23 protein-coding genes are annotated in these 26,155 nt (G+C 49.4%); 16 read left to right on the forward strand and 7 right to left on the reverse strand.

Annotated features, from left to right (window positions below; all coding sequences use genetic code 11):
- The first annotated feature begins 30 nt into the window (after positions 1-30).
- The 15 genes from L4D12_RS13840 (at position 31) to tldD (ending at position 18,814) form a co-directional block, all read left to right on the forward strand.
- A complete protein-coding gene (locus L4D12_RS13840) occupies positions 31-609 on the forward strand; it encodes a prepilin-type N-terminal cleavage/methylation domain-containing protein (RefSeq protein ID WP_428448501.1) in 579 nt (192 codons plus the stop codon).
- Between the two features lie 30 nt (positions 610-639).
- A complete protein-coding gene (locus tag L4D12_RS13845) occupies positions 640-1,101 on the forward strand; it encodes a prepilin-type N-terminal cleavage/methylation domain-containing protein (RefSeq protein WP_428448438.1) in 462 nt (153 codons plus the stop codon).
- Positions 1,102-1,204: 103 nt separating this feature from the next.
- Positions 1,205-1,729 (forward strand): type II secretion system protein, encoded by a 525-nt coding sequence (locus tag L4D12_RS13850; RefSeq protein ID WP_428448439.1) that lies wholly within the window; start codon positions 1,205-1,207, stop codon positions 1,727-1,729.
- Positions 1,713-2,417, forward strand: a complete 705-nt coding sequence (locus L4D12_RS13855) for a type IV pilus modification PilV family protein (protein WP_428448440.1) — start codon at positions 1,713-1,715, stop codon at positions 2,415-2,417. The genes L4D12_RS13850 and L4D12_RS13855 overlap by 17 nt, the downstream gene beginning before the upstream one ends.
- A complete protein-coding gene (locus L4D12_RS13860; protein WP_428448441.1) occupies positions 2,417-3,151 on the forward strand; it encodes a PilW family protein in 735 nt (244 codons plus the stop codon). The genes L4D12_RS13855 and L4D12_RS13860 overlap by 1 nt, the downstream gene beginning before the upstream one ends.
- On the forward strand, positions 3,141-3,566 hold the full coding sequence (locus L4D12_RS13865; RefSeq protein WP_428448442.1) for an MshP protein: 426 nt from the start codon (positions 3,141-3,143) through the stop codon (positions 3,564-3,566). Before L4D12_RS13860 ends, L4D12_RS13865 begins: the two co-directional genes overlap by 11 nt.
- Positions 3,563-7,822: a DUF6701 domain-containing protein gene (locus tag L4D12_RS13870; RefSeq protein ID WP_428448443.1), complete on the forward strand. Its 4,260-nt coding sequence runs from the start codon at positions 3,563-3,565 to the stop codon at positions 7,820-7,822. The genes L4D12_RS13865 and L4D12_RS13870 overlap by 4 nt, the downstream gene beginning before the upstream one ends.
- Before the next feature lie 115 nt (positions 7,823-7,937).
- On the forward strand, positions 7,938-8,981 hold the full coding sequence (locus tag L4D12_RS13875; protein WP_281026299.1) for a rod shape-determining protein: 1,044 nt from the start codon (positions 7,938-7,940) through the stop codon (positions 8,979-8,981).
- 40 nt (positions 8,982-9,021) lie between these two features.
- Entirely contained in the window at positions 9,022-9,882 is an 861-nt protein-coding gene (gene mreC / locus L4D12_RS13880) for a rod shape-determining protein MreC (RefSeq protein WP_428448444.1), read from the forward strand.
- The gene (mreD, locus tag L4D12_RS13885; protein ID WP_428448445.1) at positions 9,872-10,360 is read left to right on the forward strand and encodes a rod shape-determining protein MreD; all 489 of its coding nucleotides are present in this window, start codon (positions 9,872-9,874) and stop codon (positions 10,358-10,360) included. The genes mreC and mreD overlap by 11 nt, the downstream gene beginning before the upstream one ends.
- 106 nt (positions 10,361-10,466) lie before the next feature.
- The gene (locus L4D12_RS13890) at positions 10,467-11,039 is read left to right on the forward strand and encodes a Maf family protein (RefSeq protein WP_428448446.1); all 573 of its coding nucleotides are present in this window, start codon (positions 10,467-10,469) and stop codon (positions 11,037-11,039) included.
- 14 nt (positions 11,040-11,053) lie between these two features.
- Positions 11,054-12,523 carry a ribonuclease G gene (gene rng / locus L4D12_RS13895; protein ID WP_428448447.1) on the forward strand — a complete coding sequence of 490 codons (1,470 nt, stop codon included), beginning with the start codon at positions 11,054-11,056 and terminating at the stop codon, positions 12,521-12,523.
- 15 nt (positions 12,524-12,538) lie between these two features.
- The gene (locus L4D12_RS13900; protein ID WP_428448448.1) at positions 12,539-16,441 is read left to right on the forward strand and encodes a YhdP family protein; all 3,903 of its coding nucleotides are present in this window, start codon (positions 12,539-12,541) and stop codon (positions 16,439-16,441) included.
- Positions 16,442-16,501: 60 nt separating this feature from the next.
- Positions 16,502-17,326 (forward strand): carbon-nitrogen hydrolase family protein, encoded by an 825-nt coding sequence (locus tag L4D12_RS13905; protein ID WP_428448449.1) that lies wholly within the window; start codon positions 16,502-16,504, stop codon positions 17,324-17,326.
- Between the two features lie 42 nt (positions 17,327-17,368).
- Positions 17,369-18,814 (forward strand): metalloprotease TldD, encoded by a 1,446-nt coding sequence (gene tldD / locus L4D12_RS13910; RefSeq protein WP_428448450.1) that lies wholly within the window; start codon positions 17,369-17,371, stop codon positions 18,812-18,814.
- A 117-nt stretch (positions 18,815-18,931) separates the two neighbouring features.
- Here the strand turns inward: tldD and yjgA are convergent, their stop codons facing one another.
- A complete protein-coding gene (gene yjgA, locus L4D12_RS13915) occupies positions 18,932-19,456 on the reverse strand; it encodes a ribosome biogenesis factor YjgA (protein ID WP_428448451.1) in 525 nt (174 codons plus the stop codon).
- Positions 19,457-19,625: 169 nt separating this feature from the next.
- Here yjgA and pmbA point away from each other — a divergent pair, with 169 nt between their 5' ends.
- Positions 19,626-20,969: a metalloprotease PmbA gene (gene pmbA, locus L4D12_RS13920; RefSeq protein WP_428448452.1), complete on the forward strand. Its 1,344-nt coding sequence runs from the start codon at positions 19,626-19,628 to the stop codon at positions 20,967-20,969.
- Between the two features lie 121 nt (positions 20,970-21,090).
- Here pmbA and mgtE read toward each other — a convergent pair whose 3' ends face one another.
- The 6 genes from mgtE to L4D12_RS13950 all read right to left on the reverse strand — a co-directional run bounded on the left by mgtE (position 21,091) and on the right by L4D12_RS13950 (position 26,060).
- Positions 21,091-22,449, reverse strand: a complete 1,359-nt coding sequence (mgtE, locus tag L4D12_RS13925) for a magnesium transporter (RefSeq protein WP_428448453.1) — start codon at positions 22,447-22,449, stop codon at positions 21,091-21,093.
- Positions 22,450-22,642: 193 nt separating this feature from the next.
- Positions 22,643-22,918, reverse strand: coding sequence for an HPr family phosphocarrier protein (locus L4D12_RS13930; protein ID WP_428448454.1), 276 nt, complete (start codon positions 22,916-22,918; stop codon positions 22,643-22,645).
- Positions 22,918-23,766, reverse strand: coding sequence for an RNase adapter RapZ (rapZ, locus tag L4D12_RS13935; protein ID WP_428448455.1), 849 nt, complete (start codon positions 23,764-23,766; stop codon positions 22,918-22,920). The genes L4D12_RS13930 and rapZ overlap by 1 nt, the downstream gene beginning before the upstream one ends.
- Before the next feature lie 40 nt (positions 23,767-23,806).
- Positions 23,807-24,256: a PTS IIA-like nitrogen regulatory protein PtsN gene (gene ptsN / locus L4D12_RS13940; protein WP_428448456.1), complete on the reverse strand. Its 450-nt coding sequence runs from the start codon at positions 24,254-24,256 to the stop codon at positions 23,807-23,809.
- A gap of 3 nt (positions 24,257-24,259) precedes the next feature.
- Positions 24,260-24,547 (reverse strand): ribosome hibernation promoting factor, encoded by a 288-nt coding sequence (gene hpf / locus L4D12_RS13945; protein ID WP_428448502.1) that lies wholly within the window; start codon positions 24,545-24,547, stop codon positions 24,260-24,262.
- Positions 24,548-24,575: 28 nt separating this feature from the next.
- A complete protein-coding gene (locus L4D12_RS13950; protein ID WP_428448457.1) occupies positions 24,576-26,060 on the reverse strand; it encodes an RNA polymerase factor sigma-54 in 1,485 nt (494 codons plus the stop codon).
- Positions 26,061-26,155 lie beyond the last annotated feature (95 nt).

The following is a 26,155-nucleotide window of genomic DNA, read 5'->3' on the forward strand; positions in this document are numbered from 1 at the left end:
GACAATATAGAGTAGTTGTTGGTGGTGATGATGAATAAAAATGCGGGTTTTTCCTTAATCGAGTTGGTCATCGTCATTATTATTGTCGGATTATTGGCGGTGGTTGCATTACCCCGATTCATGAATGTGACCGATGAGGCCAAGAAAGCGGCTATTGAAGGGGTCGCAGGTAGCTATGCAACCGCAGTACTATCAGTTCGTGCGCAATGGGAAGCATATGGCCGACCAGAGACGGATGGCCGCAATATGGTCGATTACGACGGCACTGATATTTACCTGACTCAGGAAGGTGATGCCAATACCCCTCGTATCGGCTACCCGGTTTCGCTGAGCAATAAAACGATTGCCACCATGACAGTCAGCGATTGCGTTGATTTGATGGGTAATCTATTGCAAAGCCCGCCGAAGGTCACCAGTACCCTGACGGATGCCAAAGATGGCAATAACTTGTTTTATACCGAGCTGGTGACTGAAGGCAGTCAGCATGCATGTCGTTACTATCAGCTGGCATCAGCGGGTAGTGATGGCAAAGGATCAACGAATGTGACCTCAGGTCATTATTTTACTTACCAGCCTGCTAAGGGCATGGTGCAAACAGAAATACGTTAAATGTATTCATATTAATCAAAGAGGAAATGTATGAAACGTCAAGGTGGCTTTACGCTGATTGAGTTAGTGGTTGTTATTGTAATCTTGGGCATTTTGGCAGTGACTGCTGCACCACGTTTTTTGAACCTGCAAGATGATGCGCGTGCCAGTGCTCTTCAGGGCTTGAAAGGTGCAATTGAAGGTGCTGCAGGCATTACATTTGGTAAAGCAGCAGTACAAGGCAAAGAAAGCGTGGCATCTGGTCAGACAGTGGCCGGTATCCCTGTTGTTTATGGTTACCCCGCTGCAACATCTGCTGCACTGAACCTTGTGGTTAATGGCCTACAGAATGACTGGCAATTTGTTTCAGAAGGCGGTAACAATGTTGTTTATACCTACAAAGGTAATAAAACCACATCAAATTGTACTGTGACTTACACACAAGCAACCAGCTCCGCAGCTGCAACTACATCTGTCACATTAGGTAATGGTTGTGAGGCTAGCGCCAACTAATCTATAAATAGCGCTCGTTGAGCGCTATTTATTAAGCGCGTGATGGTACATGCGCTTAATAAATAGCACCTCTTCCCGTCCATATATATATTCAGGGTGCTGCATGCCCAGATCCCCGAGAGGCTTTACTCTCATCGAACTTGTTATTGTCATTATCCTGCTGGGGATCCTCAGTGTGACGGCTATGTCACGTCTGATTGGCCGCAGCAGCTTTGATGCCATCGTGGTTCGCGACCAAGCGATAGCCATGGCTCGACAGATCCAGCTGTTGGGTATGAATAACCCGGTTAACCTAGCCTCTCCGGATACTTGTCTTGCGTTGGTCGTCAAACCGTCAGCCTTGGGAACGCCAGCCTCTCCGTCCTGTAGCGCGAATGCCACCTCGACCCGAATGCTTACCACAGAAGCAGATCGGGTCTCATTTACGTTTCAAGACGGTGCGCACCCCAATACTAGGTCCGTTGACCTGTATTTCGATATGCTCGGCCGCCCAACCACGGTAAAAAACCGACAACAGCAGCGAGTCTGTACCGAGACGCGCTGTGAAATCACCATCACGGCCCGCAACGGTGAGCAGGCTAGCCTGTGTATTAATAGCGAGGGGTATATCAATGACTGCACGTTATAGACCGCTATTGGGTAAACGGCAATCGGGCTTCACCCTCATTGAGGGGATCATTACCATCGTGATCCTCGGGATCGCTATGGTGACCTTGACCAGTTTTCTGTTTCCACAGGCAGAGCGTTCAGCGACCTCATACTATCAAGCGCGGGCGGCAGCGGTGGGTAATGCATTTCTCAATGCTATTTTGGCGCGTAAATTTGATGAGCAGTCCGACCCGTTTGGCGACAGTGTGGTGCGCTGTGGTGAAAAAGGTGCGAATCCTTGCACGACACCTGAAGCATCAGGACGCTGGCCTCGCGATAAAGTCGATGCACAAGGGAATAGTATTGAATATTTCAAGTATCTGGATCCGCAGACCAATAAGCAGCTCGGCTGGGGATTAGTACCCGGTGTCGCCAATGATGTGGATGATTTTCATGGCTGCTGGGGCGATTTTTCGTTATGTGGCCAGCGTTATAACAGTCAACACTATCCTTGGCGGGGGGAGGTGGATAACCTGCTGGCCGACGATACGGCGAATAACGATCAATATCATAATATGACCGTCAGAGTGGACGTTACCTATGACGATGGATTAAAGCCTCAAAGCGATACCGGAGGGGATCCTCATCACCATAAGCGGATTGTGGTTGATGTTGATACCGGCCGCTATGGTCAGTATGACTTTGTCGGCTACCGGAGTAATTACTGATGGCTAAGCGTATTCTTGTTTTCCGTCAGCAAGGCTTTACCCTGATAGAAATGGTGATGGCGCTAGTGATTTTGGGGATCATATCGCTGGCGATTGGCGGGTATATTCAGCTTGGTACCGAAGGTTACATCAGCACGGTGAGTCGTGATCGTTTTCAGGCCGAAGCGCGTTTTATTCTGGAAAAAATGACCCGGGAAATTCGCCACGCAGCCCCAAATAGCATTCAGGTTAATGGCCGTTGCTTGTCGTTTTATCCGATCCGGTATGCGGGATTTTATCAGGGTGATCCCTCTACAACCACGATCAGCATAGTACCGACATTGGGTTCGGCAGCCGATTGGTTAGCCATACCTAAGAGGGGGAATCTTGCCCTTGCGGTGGGGTTACCATCAGCCAGTAGTTATCAGTTCGATCCTAATCATATCAATCAGGTGACGTTAGGAAAGCCCGACAGTGGTAGTGTATCTGTTGTTATTGATCGTCCTCTCGCATTCACCTCTCCTGCGAAGCGTGCGTATGTTTATGGCGGTTCGGTCTCCTATTGCCAAGCGGGAAACCTACTGATGCGAAATGACGTTGTACTGGGTGAACATATCAAAGCCATGGATTTTGATGCCGCCGGCGCAGGATTAGAAAACAATGGCATGGTGCACATTGGCCTGATAATGAATAACCCTAAAAGTGGTGAAACCTTTAGTTATGATCATACCGTGCAGGTGATGAATGTTTTATAGCAAGCAGCGTGGCAGCGCTTTAATTGTGGCGATATTTGTTATTACCGTGATGGCGTTATTTGCGGCTGCAATGATTCGAATTGACTGGTCCGGACAGGATCTGACCACCCGAGAAGTGTTTTCGACCCGGGCCTGGTATGCCGCGCATTCCGGTAATGAATATGTGCTGAGCAAACTGTTTCCACTCGGACAGAAGGCTTCGTCTCCGGTTGCCTGCACCCAATATACCCTCAATGCCAGTGCATTTTCCTGTCAGCGTGTAACGGTGACCTGCACCCAGTCTGAGTATAGTGATAATGGCCAACCCGCCCATAAATATCAGCTGGAAAGTCGCGCGACCTGTGGCACGGGTAACTTTGCGACAACCCGTATTCAAGAGACCTGGGCGAAGGATTTAGAGGCTAACCAAGAATGAAAATTATCCATACCCTTATACTGTTTCTCTGCGCGTTGTGCTCTTTTTCGGCAATGGCGTTGGAGTTTCAGTTTGGTGAATATAAATTGGCCGATCAGGGGCTTGCCAGCTGTTTTGGCCATGATGGTCAGTCTTGCCAGATTGAATTTGATAAGCCATTCACCACCAAACCTCTGGTCTTTTTGATGCCGACGATTACGGAAGGAGATGGACGAGATGCTCCCGCCACGTTGCGCTTAATTGATGTTACCACCACTGGAGCAACGTTTCGCCAGTATATCGCGCCGTTAAAGAACAATATCAAGCTGGAGCCGATGGGGAAAAAGTGTTCTCCAAATACCAATACAAACTACTGCCTTGAGACCATACCGATGCAGACGGTGCGGTATTTTGCGATCGAGCCGGGCACCTTGAATCTGGGTGAACGAGGGCGGATTGAAGCGGGTAGCATTGATGTGAATAAGTATTTAGCGGGAAAGGGTGGAAACTACCGAAATATTACCACACCTCTAAACTATTCACGTGAATTTGATCATCCTGGGATCTTAGTCAGTATTCAAGGTTATGGTATGGCCCATCAACTGGGGGATGAAGCACAGTGGATCACGCCGATAGTGCCATTAGTCGACACGGATTCTCATCGAGCATACGTTGCTTTGGATCGTTCAGAATTACGGGCCCAGGGGCACTATACCGGGACATCTAGAGAAGTGGCTTATATAGTTGCAGAAGGACGGGGGACGTACAAAGGGCTGCAGTTTGCGATGGGGGCGGGAGAGACAGAAAATACCTTGTCTAACGATCTTAAAAAATTTGATCAGGTGACGAAATCGGTTTTGCGCCAGTGTGAAGAGACATCAGATATACCGTATGGTTTTTCTGAACTGCCTTTTATTATTGCGTCGAAAAACTCCCGTCTTGGCCCGAACGGCGGCTGGCTTCGCCTCTGTCGCTTAGAAGCTGAAGAGGATGATCCGGGCGAATACGAGGTGAGTTTTGTCAATGATGAAGACTTGTATAAAGACACGGAACGAAAGCACCATGATGAAGAAATTGGTTTTATGGCGTTCCAGCGCAAGGTCAGTGAAGATACCTGTGATGTGTTTCCCGGACCAGCTCAGACATGGGAATGGAATGGCAATAGGAATAAAGCTTTTCTGAGACATGAAGCCTTAATCACTGGCACGTATGCAGAGAGGGGGAATCGTTACTTATGGTTCCGTACTGCTGGGAACGGTCGCAATAACTGTGATGGCGAACAGTGTAATTTTCCCGGGCAAGCACAGCCTAATCGTTGGGCAAAGAAATTAGAGTTGGGGGATTTTGTTGAAGCGAGCAGAAATGCACCGTGGTACACGGGTGATAATACACTGACGGAATACAGTACGTTCGCAATGGGCAATCATACCGCTAAAACTGAAGTGTTGCGTGATGGTGCCGGTGAGAAAATTCGCTTATTGGATCTCAACAACGGGACAACACTGCACCTGTACCCCGGTACCTATTGGTTTGAAACGATTAATATCAATTCAAGCAGCCACATTGTGACGCATGGCAAGGTGGTGATCCATACCAAGCAATTAACGGTTGGTCCTTACTCAACCCTGTCACCGATTAATGGTGTTCCTGATTCAGTACAGATTTATGCGCATACTAGCTACTTTAATGCCATTAATGTTGATTTGAGTAAAGGCAGCAAAATCACAGGCTTGGTGTATTCAGAAGGCACAGTAACGATGGCTGGTGGACAGTGCTCAAGCCGTTCAAATTGTGAGGTCACTTCTGTCACCGGTGCGGTGACTGCAGCCCGTCTGGAAATGAATAGTAGCAGTTTTGCACCCAGTACCGTGATCAACGGTAAGAGCAGCTGTTTTGAAACCACGCCGGATTTTGAGCTGTCATTATCACCAACCTCTGAGCAAAACTTGTTGTGTGACAGCCAACAGATCTTATTGTCGCTGGCGGCAGATAACGGCAGTGGGATACCGTTTGATGGCGAGATCCAAGTCACTATTCGCGCGAAGCAAGGCAAACCCGCGGCGGGGCATTGGTCGACGCGTGAGATCAATGCGAGTAATCCAGGGGTAAGTTTCCGTGATGGGGAGACGTTCAGTCTTGCGGTATCGCCAGCGGCTAAAAATCAGATCCCGTTGTGGTTCACCAGTGATCATTTAGGTGAATTGACCGTCACCGCCACCATAGAAGGGTTGAGTGGCCCTGTGCCTACTGGCAGCTATCAGTTCCTGCCTGGGGGCTTTACGATTACCCCCAATCCGGTGCCCTTAGTGGCGGGAATGCCGAGTACCATTACGATCAAAGCTATGGCGTGCAGCAGTGGTGATAGTGTGATCAACGAATATACCGGTCCCAAAGCGCTGACATTCAGTACGGATTATAATCAGCCAGCAGTAAGCAATAGCCGTCACGATGCAATCTTTTTAGCGAATACCGCCGGGACCAGGCAGTGGCAGCGAAGCAGTGGGTCTTTCGCCTTTCATAATGGGGTTGCCGCCAATATTCCTATTTTCTATCAGGATGCCGGTGAGCTGACACTCACCGTATCCGATCCAACATGTACCAAGGATAAGTGTGATATCGCTGCGTTGACGGGATCATCAGTATCGCCTAAGCAATTACCCAGCGGGTGGGATGGATTAGTGGGGACGGCAACAGTTTATAGCCGCCCCTATACCTTTGCGTTATGCCGTTCAGGTCTGCCAGATATCGAAAAGGCGAATGGGACATCCCGCAGTGGTAACGGTTTTATCGCAGCAGGAGAAACCTTTAATACCGTGGTGAAACCAGTGATATGGCAAAGCGGCGATCGTTACGTGTCTATTCGCGATCCTCAAGCCGCGGTGGACAGCTCGGGGATGTGTGGCCGATTGGTAACTGAAAACTTTTACCATCAGCAGGCGCCCCGTGCGCAGGTATCGTTAACCCATACGCTAATGAGCCCAGCGGTATCAGGTGCTGTTGCTGGCACTCTTATGGGGGGGGAAGCCAAGCCAAATACCGCACTCAAGAGTCAGCCTTTTGCGTTGAGTTGGAGTGAAGTGGGCAGCATTAAGTTAACGGCAGATACGGCGGATAGCTACTTGGGTATGGATATCAATCCGGGATACCGAGAGGTAGGACGTTTTTATCCGAAATACTTTCAGTTGAATAGCGATAGCTTCAGCTATCCGAGTGGGCAATCAGGCTTTGCTTACATGGATCAGCCGTTTAGCATTAATTTCTCGGTAGGCGCTTTTGCGAAGGGCGCGGGAGATATTGCCGGTAATGCCGTGAAAAACTATCGCCTGTTTGCTGATGCAAATAAAGCGGGTGTCGAGTTAATGGTTGCGGATGTGACCCAACCGGAAGATGCTGAAAATACCTTGGCTCCACGAGTGGAATACGCCACGCGAGCCGGGGCTCCTTATACATGGGCATGGCCGGGTTCAGCATGGATAAAAGGCGATAATGGTGATTCACTGTTGAATGTTGATGACAGCCAGTTTACGTTTGTGCGTCATTATACCGAAGGTAACCGCGCAGCTGATATGCGGGTCAGTCAACCTGACGGACCGTTTGATGCCACCAATACCCGGATGGGCTTGTTTATCAAACCGGCTCATGATCCTCTTGACTGGTCTTATACCCGTGATTCAGAGGGGGAGAGTGAACTTAAGGTCGTGGATGCGGTCACAACCCAAATTGGTCAGAGATGGCACTCACGGCCGGATATCCGCTATGGGCGGATGGTCATGGATGATGTCGGCGGGCGTTCATTCAGTCAGCTGGCTATTCCGCTACGGACTGAATACTGGAACGGGATGGAATTTGAGCGTAATCATGCTGACAATATATCTCAGTTTGATGGCCGCTACGCCTGTAAACAGGTGCTAGCTCAGTCAGACAATGAGATAGAGAGCGCGTCTTACACGTTAGGCGCGGGTCATGTGGTTTCAGGCAATACTGATTCCGGTGATTTTATTGCGATCCCACATCAGCAGCCGTTGTACCGAGAGCAAGTGCGTTTCTGGCAGAAGTTGGTCAGTACCCAACCCGGTAAAGTCAAACCCGATGACAATGTGATTAGCTGTGAGGCTGGGCATGTTTCTCGTAATGGTCAATCACAGCCTTGGTTGCTGTATAATTGGCGAGGCCTCGGTGATGAAAATCCATCCGCGCTGGTGACGTTCGGCGCTCATCGTGGCAACGATCGCGTCATTTATCGTGGTGAAAAGGGCATTAATACATTGCTCAACTAAATAAAATGCGGATCTGTGGCAGGTTTGACAATCCTTGCCTTGTCTCGATCCGCCCCCCTTGATACATTTAGCGCAATTTAACGAATTTGTATGCTTGCAGGATTAGCCGAAGACTATGTTTAAAAAACTTCGTGGCATGTTTTCTAATGACCTGTCTATTGACTTGGGTACCGCCAACACCCTTATTTATGTCAAAGGACAGGGCATCGTACTAGATGAACCATCAGTCGTTGCGATCCGTCAGGATCGCGCTGGAGCAACTAAGAGCGTCGCTGCCGTCGGTCACGATGCTAAGCAGATGCTGGGTCGTACGCCGGGTAATATTGCAGCAATCCGTCCGATGAAGGATGGCGTTATCGCTGATTTTTACGTGACAGAGAAAATGCTTCAGCATTTTATCAAGCAGGTGCATGACAATAGCTTATTGCGTCCGAGCCCTCGCGTGCTGGTGGCTGTACCTTGTGGTTCTACTCAGGTTGAGCGCCGTGCGATTCGTGAATCGGCACAAGGTGCGGGTGCACGAGAAGTGTATTTGATTGACGAGCCAATGGCCGCAGCAATCGGCGCAGGTATGCCCGTGTCTGAAGCGACCGGCTCAATGGTGATCGATATCGGTGGTGGTACCACGGAAGTGGCTGTTATCTCACTGAACGGTGTGGTGTACTCATCGTCTGTGCGTATTGGTGGTGACCGCTTTGATGAAGCGATTATCAACTACGTACGCCGTAATTACGGTAGCCTGATTGGTGAAGCTACGGCTGAGCGTATCAAGCATGAAATCGGCTCGGCTTACCCGGGTGACGAAGTGCGTGAAATTGAAGTGCGTGGCCGTAACCTAGCTGAGGGTGTACCTCGTAGCTTTACCCTGAACTCCAATGAAATTTTAGAAGCGCTACAAGAGCCATTGACTGGCATTGTCTCTGCGGTGATGGTTGCTCTTGAGCAGTGTCCACCAGAGCTTGCGTCTGATATCTCTGAGCGTGGCATGGTATTGACGGGTGGCGGTGCACTGCTGCGCGATCTGGATCGCCTGCTAACGGAAGAAACAGGAATTCCAGTCGTAGTGGCTGATGAGCCGCTCACCTGTGTTGCCCGTGGCGGCGGTAAGGCGCTGGAAATGATCGATATGCATGGTGGCGATCTATTTAGCGAAGAATAATGCCCTTTTGGGTATGCAGACAAACAGGTTATCGCGTTAAATGAAACCTATCTTTGGCAGGGGGCCTTCCCTGCAATTGCGCCTGTTTCTTGCCATTTTACTGTCGGTCGGCCTTATGCTGGCCGACAGTCGTCTTGATGCCTTCGCCAATGTTCGCTATTTGTTGAACTCGGCGATTTCTCCTTTGCAGTATGCTGCGAATTTGCCACGTGATTTACTGGATGGTGTATCCGGGCAATTGAGCTCCCATCAACGACTTTTGGCTGAGAATAAAGTATTACAGCGCGAATTGTTGGTTCAGCAGAGTGACGTGTTACTGCTTGACCAGTTAAAACAAGAAAATCAGCGTCTTCGAGAGCTATTAGGCTCACCTTTTGTTCGTGATGAAAAAAAGCTGATAGCTGAAGTCATGGCTATTGATTCCGATCCATACAGCCACCAGGTGATGATCGATAAAGGCCGAGTTGATGGCGTTTATGAAGGTCAGCCAGTGATCAATGAAAAAGGCATTGTTGGTCAGGTTTCTTATGTTGGGGCCCATAATAGCCGAGTACTATTATTGATTGACCCAACACATGCTATTCCTGTTCAGGTGGTGCGTAATGATATTCGAGTGATCGCCTCGGGCAGTGGGTTGATAGATCAAATCCAGCTTGAGCATGTGCCGAGTAGTACCGATATTGAAGTCGGGGATTTGCTGGTGAGCTCTGGGCTTGGCGGACGCTTCCCTGAGGGCTATCCGGTCGCTCATGTGACGGAATTTTCTTTTGATAATAAGCGTCCGTTTGCGCAGATCAAGGCACGCCCAACGGTCGAATTCGACCGTTTGCGTTACCTGTTATTGGTCTGGCCGACCCCGCGTGAAACGTTAACCGAAGGAGAATTCAAAAGTGGCAAATAGTCGGGCTCATGGCCGCCTTTGGATTTGGCTGTCTTTCATTGTGGCGTTGATTTTGCAAATTGCCCCTTGGCCCGGAGTGCTGGAGCCATTTAGGCCTTCGTGGGTGATTTTGGTGGCATTTTACTGGGTATTGGCCTTGCCGCACCGGGTCAATGTCGGGACAGCATTATTGCTAGGCCTGCTATGGGATCTCATGCTGGGATCCACTTTGGGGGTCAGAGGGCTGATGATGTCAGTGCTGTGCTATATTGTCGCACTGAATTTTCAGATTCTGCGTAATCTCTCTTTATGGCAGCAGGCAATATTGATAGCCTTGCTGACGCTAGCGGGTAAGCTGGTTGAGTTTTGGGCGGAATATTTGGTATCAGCCATTACCTTTGATCCGGAACGATTGTGGGCGGTTTTGCTTAACTTTTTGTTGTGGCCTTGGTTGTTCCTGCTATTACGGCGGATGCGCCGGAAGCTCTCAATTCGCTAAATTATTTTCCAATGCGATCTGTTCAATGCTAGGGTGTAACCATACTCAGCGAGCTAACTTGAATGGATCGCATTGATTTATCACACCAAACTGAATGAATGATATCATGTCGATACCGCAACTGTATTTGGCCTCAGGCTCTCCGCGCCGCAAAGAACTCCTTATCCAGCTTGGCTACCATTTTGAACGGGTTGTTGTGGATGTTGAAGAGCAGCACCAGCCTCATGAATCACCGGCGGATTATGTTCAGCGGCTATCTATGGATAAGGCAATGGCTGGGGTCAATAAAACGGCGGATCACTGCCCGGTACTGGGTGCGGATACCATTGTGGTCGTGGATAATACTATTCTCGAAAAACCCAAGGATTTTGACGATGCCAAGCGTATGTTGCAGTTGCTGTCAGGGCGTCGTCATCAGGTCATGACCGCAGTGACTCTCGCAACACCAGCGCAACAGCAAACCAAGTTAGTGGTGACTGACGTCTGGTTTAAAACGCTGTCAGAGCACGAAATAGAAGCCTACTGGCAGAGCGGCGAGCCTCAGGATAAGGCGGGTAGCTATGGCATTCAGGGAATTGGTGGCAAGTTTGTCGAGCGTATCGATGGCAGTTATTACGCTGTGGTGGGGTTACCGTTAGTGGAAACCGACATCATGGTTCAAAACTTTTTAAGTTTATAAATTTAGAGGCAACCATGAGCACAGAACTGCTAATTAACGTAACGCCAAGCGAAACCCGCGTTGCTATGATTGAGGCGGGCACCCTCCAGGAAATACATATCGAACGTGAATCTAAACGCGGTATTGTTGGTAATATTTACAAAGGTCGTGTTAGCCGGGTGTTGCCGGGTATGCAGGCTGCTTTTGTTGATATCGGCTTGGATAAGGCCGCGTTTCTTCATGCGTCAGACATTGTTCCCCATACGGAATGTGTGGCGGAAAACGAGAAGCAACAATTTCAAGTTCGCGATATTTCTGAACTTGTCCGTCAGGGGCAAGATTTAGTGGTACAGGTGGTCAAAGATCCACTGGGTACCAAAGGCGCACGCCTGACGACGGATGTAACACTGCCGTCGCGCTATTTGGTGTTTATGCCAGGGGCCAGCCACGTCGGCGTATCACAGCGCATTGAGAGCGAAGCTGAGCGAGAGCGTTTGAAAAGCGTCGTGAATGAGTATTGCGACGATTTAGGCGGCTTCATTATCCGTACGGCTGCGGAAGGGGCGACCTCGGAAGAGATGGCTCAGGATGCCGCATTCCTCAAGCATTTATGGCGCAAAGTGTTAGAACGTCGAGCCAAATATAAGCCGAAATCCATGCTGTACGGAGAGTTGGGTCTGGCGCAGCGTATCTTACGTGATTTTGTCGGTACTGAGCTTGACAGCATTTTGGTTGACTCCCGTTTGGGGTTCGAAAAACTCAAGGAATTTACCGACGAGTTTGTGCCAGAGCTGAGTGATAAGCTGGAGTATTATCCGGGTGAGCAGCCTATTTTCGATCTGTATGATACCGAGAATGAAATTCAGCGCTCACTGGATCGTAAGGTAGAGCTGAAATCGGGCGGTTATCTGATCATTGATCAAACCGAAGCCATGACGACGGTGGATATCAATACGGGAGCCTTTGTCGGCCGTCGCAATCTGGAAGAGACGATCTTCAATACCAATATTGAAGCGACCAAAGCCATTGCGCGCCAGTTACGACTACGCAATCTTGGTGGGATCATCATTATTGACTTTATTGATATGTCACTGACTGATCACCAACGCCGCGTTCTGATCGCTTTAGAGCAAGCGCTATCCTATGATCGGGTGAAGACTAATATTAATGGATTCACTCAGCTTGGACTGGTTGAAATGACCCGTAAGCGCACCCGTGAAAGTATTGAACATGTACTGTGCGGCACTTGCCCGACGTGTGAAGGTCGCGGCACAGTGAAGACGGTTGAAAGCGTGTGTTATGAAATTTTACGTGAAATCACCCGAGTTAACCGTGCCTATGATGCGGATCAGTTTGTAGTCTATGTATCACCTGCCGTTGGTGAGGTATTAGCTGGGGATGAATACCATGCCCTTGCTGAGCTAGAAGTTTTCATTGGCAAGCAAGTAAAAATCAAACCAGAGCCGCTGTATATCCAAGAGCAGTTTGACGTTGTAATGATGTAATCGCGAGGCAGTTGAGTGACGACAGTTCCAGTTCGGCTGGTGCGTGGCGTAATGTGGCTAGTACTGACAGTGTTGGTACTGGCCGCTGTTGCGATTAGCGGCCTGCGTTTTATCCTTCCCCAGCTTAATGATTACCGAGAACCGATCCAGCAATGGGTATCTGAACAGGTGGAAATGAACCTAGAGATTGCCCATGTTGAAGGATCTTGGCGTAACTTAGGCCCTTCTTTAGTGCTGCAAGGGGTTAGCGTCAACATGCCGGATACCCCGGGATCGGTCGTGCAGGTCGGAGACGTCTCAGTACAACTGGATCTGGTGCGTTCATTATTGAGTGTAAGCCCGGTATTTCGCGATTTGCGCATCGATCAGATGAGTCTGGATCTTACTCAACTGAATGCGTTCTCTCCCGCCGCTTCAACCTCCCGTGCAGATAGTCAGATGGCGACTATTCGTCATATTGAATCATTACTATTTGTTCAGCTGGGACAGTTTTCCATTCGAGATTCTGATATTACCTTGACGTCTCCTGCGGGGGAGCGGTTGACCATTGATATTCAGCAGCTTAAGTGGGATGTGCATAACGGTCAACGGCGGGCAGAAGGGATAATCAGCATTGCTGATACCCATTTTAGCCAGATGCAAGTGATTGCTAACTTATCAGATAAAACAACATGGTCTGAACTCTCGGGTAAGATTTATGTACAAGCTCGTAACCTGTCATTGACCCCTTGGCTGAATAAAGAATTACTGAGTGATTTGCTGACTGATGCCCATGTTACAGGCAGTAACCTTAATGCCCAAGTTTGGCTAACGGTTGATCATGGTCAATTGCTACAGAGCCAAATGACATTGGATGATAGTTTTCTCCGCTGGCAATTAGGGGATGATAAGCATCAGCTAAAGATCGTGAATGGACTTGTTAACCTTGTTCCGCTCCCGCGTCCAGACGGGCGACAGGGCTGGCGAATTAACACCGATCAAATGGTGATTGAGACCGATCAGTCACAGTGGCCGGCTTTGGATGTGGCAGCCCGATGGGAGCCAGAGGGCTGGCAATTAGCGATGAATACTTTATCTCTAGCCCCCTTACAGCCATTGGTAAGCTTTCTTCCGCCAGACAGTACGGCGGCCAAGATGTTGACGCAAATGCAGCCGCGAGGCTTGGTCAATGATATCCGAATTGCTGCTACGGGTGCTGATGCTCCCCGGTTTTCGTTTAATGCCCTGCAATTGGCCGTGAATCAATGGGAATTATTACCCGGCATTCATAAGTTGAACGCTCAGGTGGCGGGGAGTCTGGCTGAAGGCCGGGCTGTGCTTTCTCTTACTGATGATAGCTTGCCGTATGGTGACGTTTTTCAGGCACCGTTACCGATCCGTCAAGGTGATGTGACAGCCTACTGGCAAGTAGGAGATGACGGTTGGCGGTTGTGGAGCGATCACTTGGTGGTGACGACCCCGCACCTTAAAGCCGATGGCCAGTTTCGATTGGATTTCCCCGCAGATGCTCCCGCATGGTTGTCATTTTATGGTGAGGCATCAGCGAATAAGGTTGGGGAAACCTGGCGTTATCTGCCCACACCCGCGTTAGGGCATGAGTTGACCGACTACCTCTCAACGGCCATTCGCGGCGGCCGAGCGAAAGATGTAAAACTGTTGTGGTACGGTGACTTAGAGACCTTTCCTTATGCGCATCATGATGGCGTGTTTCAAGCTTTTGTGCCGATCCGTAAAGGCATGTTTAGTTTTGATACCGCCTGGCCGGAGCTGACGGATCTGGATCTGGATCTGTTGTTTGAAAATGATTTTATGTACCTCAATGGCCACCATGCTAAAACCATGGGGGCGATGGCATCACGGGTCACGGGCAAGGCCGAGCTAATTGAAAATGGCCACCTTAAGCTGGCCATTGATGTTGCAGCTGATGGCAAGCAAGTGCGTGATTATATGCTGGCGACACCGTTGGTTGATTCGGTTGGGGCGGCGTTAACGACGGTTCAGGTCGATGGTCCGGTGACTTCATCGTTCAAACTGGATATCCCGTTTGACAGTACCGATGTCAGAGCATGGGGATCGGCCACACTGGTGGATAATCAGGTGATGCTCGATACCCCGCCGATCCCGCTGAAGCATGTTAGCGGTAAGATCCACTTTGACAATGATGTGGTTGAAGCAAAAGGAATAACGGCATCGTTACTGGATCAGCCCATTACGCTTGATTTTACCGGTAATAGTGTCGCCCGCGGTGGTTATCGGGTTGATGTCGGTTTAGAGGGTAATTGGCTGCTTGCGGCGCTACAGAAAAAGCTTCAGGATCCACTGCTTGCTAATGTCAGTGGCAGCAGCCAGTGGCAGGGTAACATTGGGGTGAATCTGCATGATATCGGTTTTGATTACCAGCTAGATCTTAGCGCAGCACTTGCAAATGTCGACAGCCAGTTACCTTACCCGCTAGCATTGGATGCGGGCAGTCAGCAGGAGGTCAATCTGGCTGTGACAGGTAATAAGCAGTCGCTGATTGCTAAACTGACCGCACTGGATGTGAGCTCACAGGTGAAGTTGAATTTAGTCCCGGATCGTTTGGTGATTGATGCCAGTGAACTGGCCATTGGGCCCGTCGCGTTACCGTCGATGGCGCATGGTGTGCATGGTGTGAGTATCGTGAGTGATCATATCGATGGTGATCGCTGGATTGCATTAGTGAACGAGGTGGTGGATAAGGTTGAAGCACAGGCGATACCGGGACAGCCGACGATAATGCCTGAGTTACCGTTGCCGACTCGGGTGACGGCCAAGGTGAAGCAGCTTAAGCTGGCATCGCTCAACTGGAACCACGTGGATCTCTACGCGCAACACCAGCCATCATTGTGGCAAATTGACCTCGACAGCCGAGAAGCCACAGGGGTGGCACAGTGGCCACAAGGAAAGCCGCTTAAGATTGATCTGTCGACCTTACATCTGAACTTGCCAGTTGACGATAACGCCGCGGAGGCTGCTGCAACGGCCAAATATCAGCCGCAGAGCGACGTACCTCCGGTGACGGACTTTGATCGTAGTATGATGGCCAATATGCCAGCCTTGGATTTACAGTTGGATGATGCTTGGTTGCAGGGATATCGATTGGGCAAAGTCTCAGGCAAACTTCGTCGCGAAACGAATATGCTAGAGTTGAGAAACTTTACCATTGATTCTGGTGCCACCACGTTAAATCTTGATGGGCATTGGGCCCTGCATGGCGATCGCAGCGAAACCCAGATAGCCTTTGATATTGAAGGTAAAAACAGTTCGGATTTGATGGGCCGTTTTGGTATTTCGGGTGGGATCCAGGGGGCCGAATTTTCGACTTATGCCTCCATTCAATGGCAGGGGGCACCGTGGTCGATGCACCGTGAAACCTTGACCGGTGAGCTGAAATCAGAAACGGGTCAGGGAGTGATCAGTGATATTGGAGGGGCTGGCCGTTTGCTGGGTCTGTTTAGTATTGATTCACTGATCCGTAAGATGCAACTGGACTTTTCCGGTATCTTTGATGATGGCTTGGCCTTTAACTATATCCGAGGTAGTGGCCGCATTGATAATGGGGTATTTGAGACCGACGATATCAAGATGCAAGCACTGGCTGGTGATATGTTTATTCAGGGAAGTGCTAATCTTGTCAATGAAACCGTGGATGCACACGTTAAGTTTATCCCTGATTTTACCTCTGGGATCCCGGTACTGACGGCATTTGCTGTCGCACCTCAGACGGCGATCTATGTGTTTGCGATCTCTACGGTACTGGCACCAGTGCTGGATGTATTTACTCAGGTAAACTACAACGTAGAAGGGCCGATTGATGCTCCTGTGGTGACCGAGTTATCACGATTTACCGGTGAATACCAAGTACCAGAGTCATTGAAAAAGAAAGCAAAAGAATAAAGGACCAATGCTGGTGGTGATAGACAAGAGGCGACCAGCGCCATACAAAAGGAAGGTGTAATGGCTAAATTTGGCATCGTACAGATGACCTCGGGGGCGGATCCTGTGACGAATATTGAGCACTTGAAAAAGAAGCTCAAGGGATTGCAGCTGCAGGGGGCAAAGTTGGCTGTTACGCCGGAAAATTGTTTAGTGTTCGGTTCGCGGGCGGATTATCACCGCCATGCTGAGCCGCTTGGGGCGGGCCCTCTGCAAGATGAGATAGCCGCCATGGCGCGTCAGCTTGGGATCTGGGTCTTGATTGGATCGATGCCGATCCGTCAGCCTGAGGGGGCGGTGACGACCACTGCGCTGTTATTTGATGATCAGGGTGATTGTCGGGGTCATTATAATAAGCTGCATATGTTTGATGTTGAGGTTGCCGATCAGCATCATAGTTATCGTGAGTCGGATACGTTTTTAGCTGGCGATGCGATTAAAGTGGTCTCGACACCGTATGGCAAGATAGGTCTATCTATCTGCTATGATGTCCGATTTCCACAGCTTTATGCTGCGTTACGTGAGCAAGGGGCCGATATTATTGTTGTCCCTGCGGCATTCACCAAAGTAACAGGTAAGGCGCACTGGGAATTGCTGCTGCGGGCCAGAGCGATTGAAACCCAATGTTGGGTAGTTGCGGCTGCCCAATGGGGAGAGCACAATGAATCCAGAGAAACCTGGGGGCACTCAATGATCATCGATCCTTGGGGCCAGATTGTTGCCTGTCAGCAGCAGGGAACCGGGGTGATGGTGGCTGATATTGATTTAACTCTCAGTGCCGCCATCCGAAAAAATATGCCATTGGTCGAGCATGCCAGATTAGGTATTCACCAACGCGAAAGCTAACTGACAGCTGTCAGGTTGGCAATTATCACAAGAGCAAAGTTAATGACGCTGGAAACTGTAGAGAATACCATGCTAGCCCAAGCAGGGCTGGGACGTGAAGAGCTAAACCAAACACTGGGTCTGGTAGCGGCACGTAATATTGATTATGCCGATATTTATTTCCAGTCGTGCTGGCATGAGTCACTGGTGCTGGAAGACAGCATCATTAAAGATGGCTCGTTTAATATTGACCGTGGGGTTGGTGTACGTGCGGTATCTGGTGAGAAAACCGGATTTGCCTATTCTGATCAAATCAACCAGTTGGCATTAACCCAAAGTGCGAAAGCCGCGCGAGGGATCAGCCGTAGTGGTGGTAATGGTCAGGTACAAGCATTTGTACCGACGATGTATGCAGGCATTTATGATCCGGTTAACCCTCTTAACAGTTTTGATAAGCACCAGAAAATCGCATTACTGCAAGAAATTGATTGCTATATTCGCACTAAAGAGCCGATGGCAAAAGAAGTCTCTGTCAGCATTAATGGTGTCTATGAGCAGATCTTAGTTGCGGCACTGGATGGGACTTATGCTGCCGATATCCGCCCGCTGGTGCGTTTGTCTATTAGTGTATTGATTGAAAAAGGCGATAAGCGCGAGCACGGTAGTGCGGGTGGCGGTGGTCGTTATGGCTACGAATATTTCCTTGGTGAAGAGAATGGTAAGTCGATTGCGCTGAACTATGCCGATGAAGCTCTGCGTCAGGCGCTGATCAATATTGATGCTGATGAGGCTCCCGCGGGGACTATGCCTGTTGTATTGGGTGCCGGTTGGCCGGGGGTTCTCTTACATGAAGCGGTCGGTCATGGCTTGGAAGGTGACTTTAACCGCAAGGGATCATCCATGTTCTCAGGTCAGTTGGGCCAGCAGGTAACGTCAAGCCTGTGCACCATTGTTGATGACGGTACCCTGAAAGATCGCCGAGGCTCGGTTAATATCGATGATGAGGGCACCCCCGGTCAGTACAATGTGCTGGTTGAGGGCGGCAAGCTAAAAGGCTACATGCAAGATAAACACAATGCGCGTTTAATGGGGGTCGATCCAACAGGTAACGGGCGGCGTGAATCTTATGCGCATTTGCCAATGCCGCGTATGACCAATACTTATATGCTGCCGGGTGAGCATTCGCCGGAAGAGATCATCGCCAGTGTTAAGAAGGGCGTGTACGCCCCGAATTTTGGTGGTGGTCAGGTCGATATTACGTCGGGTAAATTTGTGTTTTCCGCCTCAGAAGCTTACTTGATCGAAAACGGTAAGATCACTCGCCCTATCAAAGGGACAACCTTGATCGGCAGTGGTATCGAAGCGATGCAGCAGGTTTCAATGGTCGGCAATGATCTTGAGATAGATCGTGGTGTCGGCGTGTGCGGTAAAGCTGGGCAGAGTGTGCCTGTAGGCGTAGGTCAGCCAACCTTGAAAATTGAATCAATGACGGTAGGCGGTACTCAATAGTTATTATTGACTGTTGTGATATAACCGACAGTTATGTTTACGCTTATAAGATAAACATCGAGATATAAAAAATGCCAGCCTATCAGGGCTGGCATTTTTGTTTAACTGAAAAGTGCATCAGTCTTCAAGGTACAGCGCTTTGAGGATCTGGAAGATCTCGCGGTAGGCTTTCCCTGGTTTTTCTTGTGCTTTTTCTTTCGCGGCTTGACGAACAAGCTGACGTAAGTGCTGGCGGTCGGCTGTCGGATGATCAACCATAATCGCATTGATCATGCTGTCGCCATTTTCGATCAGCTTGTCACGTTTTTTCTCCAGCTTGTGGAGCATGACTGTCGTTTGCGAATGTTTGTTGTTTAGCTTATCCAATGCCGTTTGGATTGGTTCTAGTTCAACTTGGCGCATCAGCTTGCCAATACGCTGCAACTGGCGACGGCGGGCTTCATTTTTGAAGCGTTGAGCATCTTTAACCGCTTCTAGTAGATCTTCATCTAGCGGCACTTTTGCCAGCGCACCTGGCTTTAGCTCAACCAGTTCTTCGCCCATTTTTTGCAGGGCATCCATATCACGCTTCATCTCAGATTTACTGACCCAGATGATCTCTTCTTCAGGTTCCCATGGGGCTTTTTGATTCTTACGGCTCATAACAGGCTCATTGCTATTACATTTGATTTTTATTTTACCAGTTTAATCGTGATTTGGGGCACAAAATCAGCACGGTCAGTGTTATCCTAAGAGTAATACCGATTTCATTGGCTTATCCGGGGCGTTGCGAGAGACAGCTGGGTAAATCCATTATTGAGAATATAAAAGTATGGATGTGAAAGAACAGGTTGCTCAGCAGCGCGTTGAGTTAGAAGCGGCGGTGGCAAAGGCGTTAGAATTGGCTGGTCGCCAAGCTGATGCGGCGGAAGTGGCGATCAATAAAACCACCGGGCTCAGTGTCTCGACCCGAATGTGCGAAGTTGAGAACGTTGAATTTAATAGCGATGGGGCGTTGGGTATTACGGTATACCGAGGCCAGCGTAAAGGGAGTGCTTCGACGTCGGATCTGAGTGAGCAGGCGATAGCCCAAACGGTTGCGGCAGCACTGGAAATCGCTCGTTATACCTCGGAAGACCCATTTTCAGGACCTGGCCCGGCTGAGTTGATGGCCAAAGATATTCCCGATCTCGACTTGTTCCACCCTGATGAACCCGAGCCGGATCATGCAGCTGAAATTGCCGCCCGTGCAGAGCAAGCCGCGCTGGATTTTGACCCACGGATTAAACAAAGTGATGGCGCGAGCTATGATAGCCATTATGGGATCCGGGTATATGGTAATAGTCATGGTATGTTGGCAAGCTACGCCTCAAGCCGTCATAGTACCAGCTGCTGTGTGATAGCGACTGGCAAAAATGGCGAGATGGAGCGAGACTACAGCTATACTTCGGCTCGCCGAGCTGATGATCTCTGGACACCAGAAGCGGTGGGTCGTCATGCAGCAGAACGTACGGCCAGTCGGGTTGACCCGCGTAAGCTGTCTACCCGAGAAGCCCCGGTGATGTTTGCTGCTGATATTGCCACTGGGTTGTTTGGTCATTTGGTGATGGGGATCAGTGGTTCTAACCTGTACCGTAAGTCCTCGTTTCTGCTAGATAAACTGGATCAACAGATCTTCCCTGAATGGATGAATATCAGCGAGCGTCCGCATATTCTGCGCGGTATGGCGAGTACCCCCTTTGACAGTGAAGGCTTGGCGACGTTTGATCGGGAAATTATTCAAGATGGTGTCTTGCAGACGTACCTGATGACCAGTTACGCAGCGCGTAAACTGGGACGTCAGCCAACAGGCCATGCGGGCGGGATCCATAACTGGTTAGTGAAGTCAACGGGTGAGAGCTTTGAACAGTTACTGAAAAAGATGGATCGCGGACTACTAGTTACGGAGTTGATGGGTCAGGGCGTCAATATCGTCACAGGTGATTATTCCCGTGGCGCAGCCGGTTTCTGGGTTGAAAATGGCAAAATCCAATATCCGGTCAGTGAAATTACCATTGCCGGAAATCTTAAGCAGATGATGAGTAATATTGTGGCAATCGGTACTGATACCGAAATGCGCAGTCAAATTCAGACGGGTTCGATGTTGCTTGATAGCATGAAGATTGCGGGTGAGTAATCCGAGCTTGCTCGGCTTGGTAACGTCACGATAATGATCAAACAAAAAAGCGAGTGCCCAGTTAGGTACTCGCTTTTTTATTTTATGTTATCAAGCATGATCTGGCAGCTGTTAGGGCCTTTTAGACTAAGAACAGAGTGGCCAAACCAAGGAAGACGGACAAGCCGACAATATCCGTGATGGTGGTCAGGGCCATTCCACCTGCTAGCGCTGGATCGATTTTCATCTTCTTGAGCATAATAGGAATACAGACTCCCGCGATGCCAGCAACCACTAAATTGGTGAGCATTGCACCGGAGATAATCGCGCCAAGCAGTAGGTTACCTTTCCAGACCACGACAACACCACCGATAATGACAGCCCATAACAAACCATTTAACAAGCCGACCCGGGCTTCTTTACTGAGTAGCCAGCGGGTGTTGGTATCACCAATGTGGCCAACGGCTAATCCCCGGATCACGAGGGCAACCGTCTGGTTTCCTGCCACCCCGCCCATTGAGGGGACGATAGTCATTAAAATAGCAATGGACGCCATTTGTTCAAGCGTGCTTTCAAACATGTTGGATACGGAGGCTGCAGCAAGAGCGGCAAGGACATTGACTCCGAGCCAAATGCTGCGTCGTTTGGCCGATTTTACCACTGGGGCGAAAGTATCTTCGTCATCATCCATACCGGCCATACTCATCATCGAGTGCTCGGCATCCTCACGAATAATATCAACCACGTCATCGATGGTAATACGGCCTACCAGTTGATAGTGTGCATCAACGACCGGGGCGGAGAGCCAGTTACGTCGCTCGAACAGATTAGCCACTTCACCATCGTCCATATCAACTGGGATGGCTTCGTCTGCATCTTCCATAACATCATGAATTTCGATGTCCGGTTGGGTCGTAATCAGTGTTGAGAGCGAGAGGTAACCGATCAGCTTTTCGTTCTGATCGACCACGTAGAGCGCATCGGTCGCTTCAGGTAATTCGCCCTTCATTCGCAGGTAGCGCAGTACCACATCAGCGGTGACATCACCACGGATAGTGATGAAGTCGGTGCTCATGATCCCGCCAGCACTCTCCTCGGGATAGGCAAGCGCCTTCTCGACGCGATGGCGGTCGGTGGCGTCCATCTGTGCCAGTACTTCTTGGTATTTTCGATCGGGCAGGCTACGGAGTACGTAAGCAACATCATCGGTTTCCATGCCTTCGGTCACGGCTGCCAGTTTATCCGGGGCCATTTGAGCGACAATACCGTCTTTGACATCTTCTGATAGTTCATCAAGGATTTCACCTTGATCTTCAGGATCGGTCAGTTGCCACAGGACTTGACGCTCTTTGGGGGGAGAGGCTTCGAGCAGATGGGCAATATCTTCCGGCTCCATGTCTTGGAGCATACGGCGGACATGGACAAACATGCCGTTTTCAAGCGCTTGGTTGACTTCTTGCAGCGTTTGATGAGTTGGATCTTGTTCTATAACATCGGCCATTACTTGTGGTACCCCAAATGACTCTGATGCGAAATACCGTCAGTAATGATGAGAAGGCTGGGTAACCCGATATCACTCTGAGGTATAACGTCGCAATAAGCTGAATTTTAACGCAATAAGGAGGCGGTTGTCTCACCAGAACTGAGAGGAAATGAAGAATTCATCAATTATTGACATTCGTTGTAGCTAAATATCAGTTTTCTTCGTCAAAGCCTGCCTCGATAAGCTCGCTGATGGCCTCTAATGCATGCACTGCATCGGCTCCCTCTGCACTGACATGAACTTGTTGCCCCTGAGCGGACTCTAGCATGAGTAGCCCCATTACACTGTCAGCGGTGGCACTTTTCTCGCTGTTACTGATGGTAATACTGGATTCGAAACTTTGCGCCAGCTCCACTAATTTAATTGCAGCCCTGGCATGTAGGCCAAGACGATTTTTAATGAATAACTCACGGGATGCAAACGACATTATTTTGCTTCCAGAGTCCGGTGACGAACTTGTACTTGATGCCCTTCATAACGAAAGTGCTCCGCCAGTTGTTGAGCAACGTATACTGATCGGTGTTGTCCTCCCGTACACCCAATGGCGACGGTCAGGTAACTCCGATTGTTTTTCTCTAGCATCGGCAGCCAGGTTTCGATGAAATTTCGGATCTGATAGATCAACTGGTTAACTTCAGGGTGGCCAGCAAGATATACCCCGACGGCTTGGTCCAGACCCGTCTGTGGCTTGAGTTCTGGTACCCAGTGAGGATTTGGGAGAAAACGAACATCAAATACATAATCGGCATCACTCGGCAGACCGTGCTTAAAGCCGAAGGACTCAAAGACCATGATCAGCTCACGGGCATCGCGGCCTAATACGCGGGCGCGAACCATTTCACTGAGATCATGAATGGATTTGCTGGTGGTATCGATGACCAGATCGGCACACTCTTTCAGTTCAGTGAGTAATGCACTCTCTGACTGAATGGCTTGCTCCAGACTCATATTGTCTCGAGATAGCGGGTGCAGGCGACGGGTTTCACTGTAGCGTTTGATCAGCTCTTTGTCGTCAGCATCAAGAAAGATGACATTGACATCAACGTCGCTGCCAAGTGCGTTCAGTGTTTGGCTGATCGTCTCTTGCTCGGCAGGCATGTTACGGACATCAATACTGACGGCGACATTCTGCTGGTTACCCTGCAGTGTTTTTATGAACTGTGGTAGCAGGGTGACGGGGAGGTTATCTACACAGTAGTAGCCCAGATCCTCTAGTACCCGTAAGGCAATAGACTTACCGGATCCGGAACGTCCACTGACGACCATTAACATCATGGATGGCTGTCCTTAACATGCTGGGAGTAAGTGGTGTGCATTATGAATCACAGGTTAGGATCTGATAAAGCTCTTCGTCACTTTTTGCGGTGCGTAGCTGTTTACAGACCTGCTTGTTGCTGAGTTTTTCAGCCATACAGGAGAGGGTCTTCAAATGCTCTGTGCACTGGTCGTCGGGGACAAGCAAGGCAAACAGCAGATCAACAGGTTGGTTATCGATAGCATCAAATTCAATGGGATCCTGACATTGGATCAAAATCGCAATTGCTTGATCGCTGTTGTTGATACGACCATGAGGAATGGCGATGCCGTTACCGATACCGGTGCTGCCCATTTTTTCCCGATTGAGCATACACTCAAACAAGGGCTGAGGGTTTTGGTCAAGGTGCTCGGCAGCGATTTCACTGATAATTTCCAAGGCACGCTTTTTGCTGGAGCAAGGGACTGCACTTTTGGTGCAGTCCAGGCTCAATACATTACTCAGTTGCATGATTTAATGGCTGTTGAGCTTATCTTTGTGTTTGTTAAGTTGACGTACCAGTTTATCAGTTAATGCATCAATAGCGGCATACATATTTTCAGAATCCGCCTTGGCGTGGATTTCTCCCGCGTTAATGTGAAGCGTTGCTTCTGCGACCTGCTGTAACTTCTCGACGTTGAGGATGACATGGACGGTGTTAATCTTATCGAAAAACCGCTCTAGCTTATTGAACTTTGACTCTACGTATTCACGCATTGAGGGGGTGATTTCAATGTGGTGGCCAGTAAGGTTAATTTGCATAGACATCTCTTCCTTCTGTTGTCGTCTGTTAAAGCAGACGTTTTCGTTGATTAGACGGTGATATCCCAAGAGACTCGCGGTATTTGGCTATGGTCCGTCTTGCCACGATGATCCCTTGCTCCGCCAGTAATGTCGTTATTTTGCTGTCACTCAGCGGTTTAGCCTGATTTTCGGCGGCGACCAGCTTTTTGACTAGCGCACGAATGGCCGTTGATGAACATTCACCACCGTTGTCTGTGCTGACGTGACTGGAGAAGAAGTATTTTAACTCGAATATTCCCCTCGGGGTGTGCATGTATTTCTGCGTTGTTACGCGCGAGATGGTGGATTCATGCATTTCGACATCAAGCGCAATATCGTTGAGTACCATGGGTTTCATCGCTTCTTCGCCATATTCAAAGAAGTCTTGTTGGTGTTCAACAATACAGCGAGCGACTTTTAATAATGTTTCATTGCGGCTTTCAAGGCTTTTGATCAGCCATTTAGCATCCTGCAAGTGGGTACGGATGAATTGACTATCAGCACTATTGCGAGTCTGCTTGCTGAGAGCGGCATATTGTTCGTTAACCCGGATCCGCGGGACACTATCTGGGTTGATGGTCACGAGCCATTTTCCATGTTCTTTGAATACAGAAACATCAGGCACCACGTATTCAGTCTCAGACGCAACCACTCGATTGCCTGGTCGAGGATCAAGGCCATGAATAAGTTGCATGACTTGCTTGAGCTCTGGCTCTTTGAGTTTGGTGTCTCGCATCAGTTGGCGATAGTCGCGGTTGGCCAGCAGATTGATATAATCGGTAAGCAGCATTTTGGCTTCTTGCAGCCATTGCGTTTCTAGTGGGAAGGTTGCAAGTTGTAACAACAGGCATTCCTGAAGATTACGTGACGCGACGCCGAGAGGATCAAATTGCTGAACGCGTTTCAGTACCGCTTCGACCTCGTCGAGTTCAACATCGTCATTGCCTAAGCTGTCAAGGATCTCCTCTGTAGAGCAGGCCAAATAGCCTTTCTCATCGATTGCATCAATGATGGCGGTCGCAATCGTCAGATCGGTATCACTGAATGGCGTCAGCTGTACTTGCCACATCAGGTAGTCTTGCAGGCTTTCCGTTGTTTCTCCCTGATAGACTGGCATATCGTCATCAAACGTTATGCCGGTATTACCGGTGCTAGCACTGTAGACATCATCCCAGGTGGTATCGACCGGGAGTTCTTCGGGCATTTCTCGTTGCTCGATGGCATCGGAAGTGTCGAAATCATCGATGTCGCTGGGATCATCCTGACTGTCGAGTGTCGCGTTGTCTGCGTTATCCTGGTGAGTGCTTTCATCTTCGCCAGATAGCGTTTCTTGCGCGCTCTCTTCCAGCTCCAGCAACGGGTTGGCCTCCAGTGCTTCCTGGATCTCTTGTTGGAGATCCAAGGTGGATAACTGCAACAGGCGGATAGCTTGCTGCAATTGTGGCGTCATTGCCAATTGTTGACCAAGTTTGAGCTGGAGCGAGGTTTTCATATATCAGTATGTACCTTGTTGTTATCGTTGGTGTTGGCTATATAGCTCCAATGGAACAAAGAGTGACTTTCCTGTTCTGGGGCTAACGCCAGGTA

Source organism: Photobacterium nomapromontoriensis, assembly GCF_050336815.1.
Classification (GTDB): domain Bacteria; phylum Pseudomonadota; class Gammaproteobacteria; order Enterobacterales; family Vibrionaceae; genus Photobacterium; species Photobacterium nomapromontoriensis.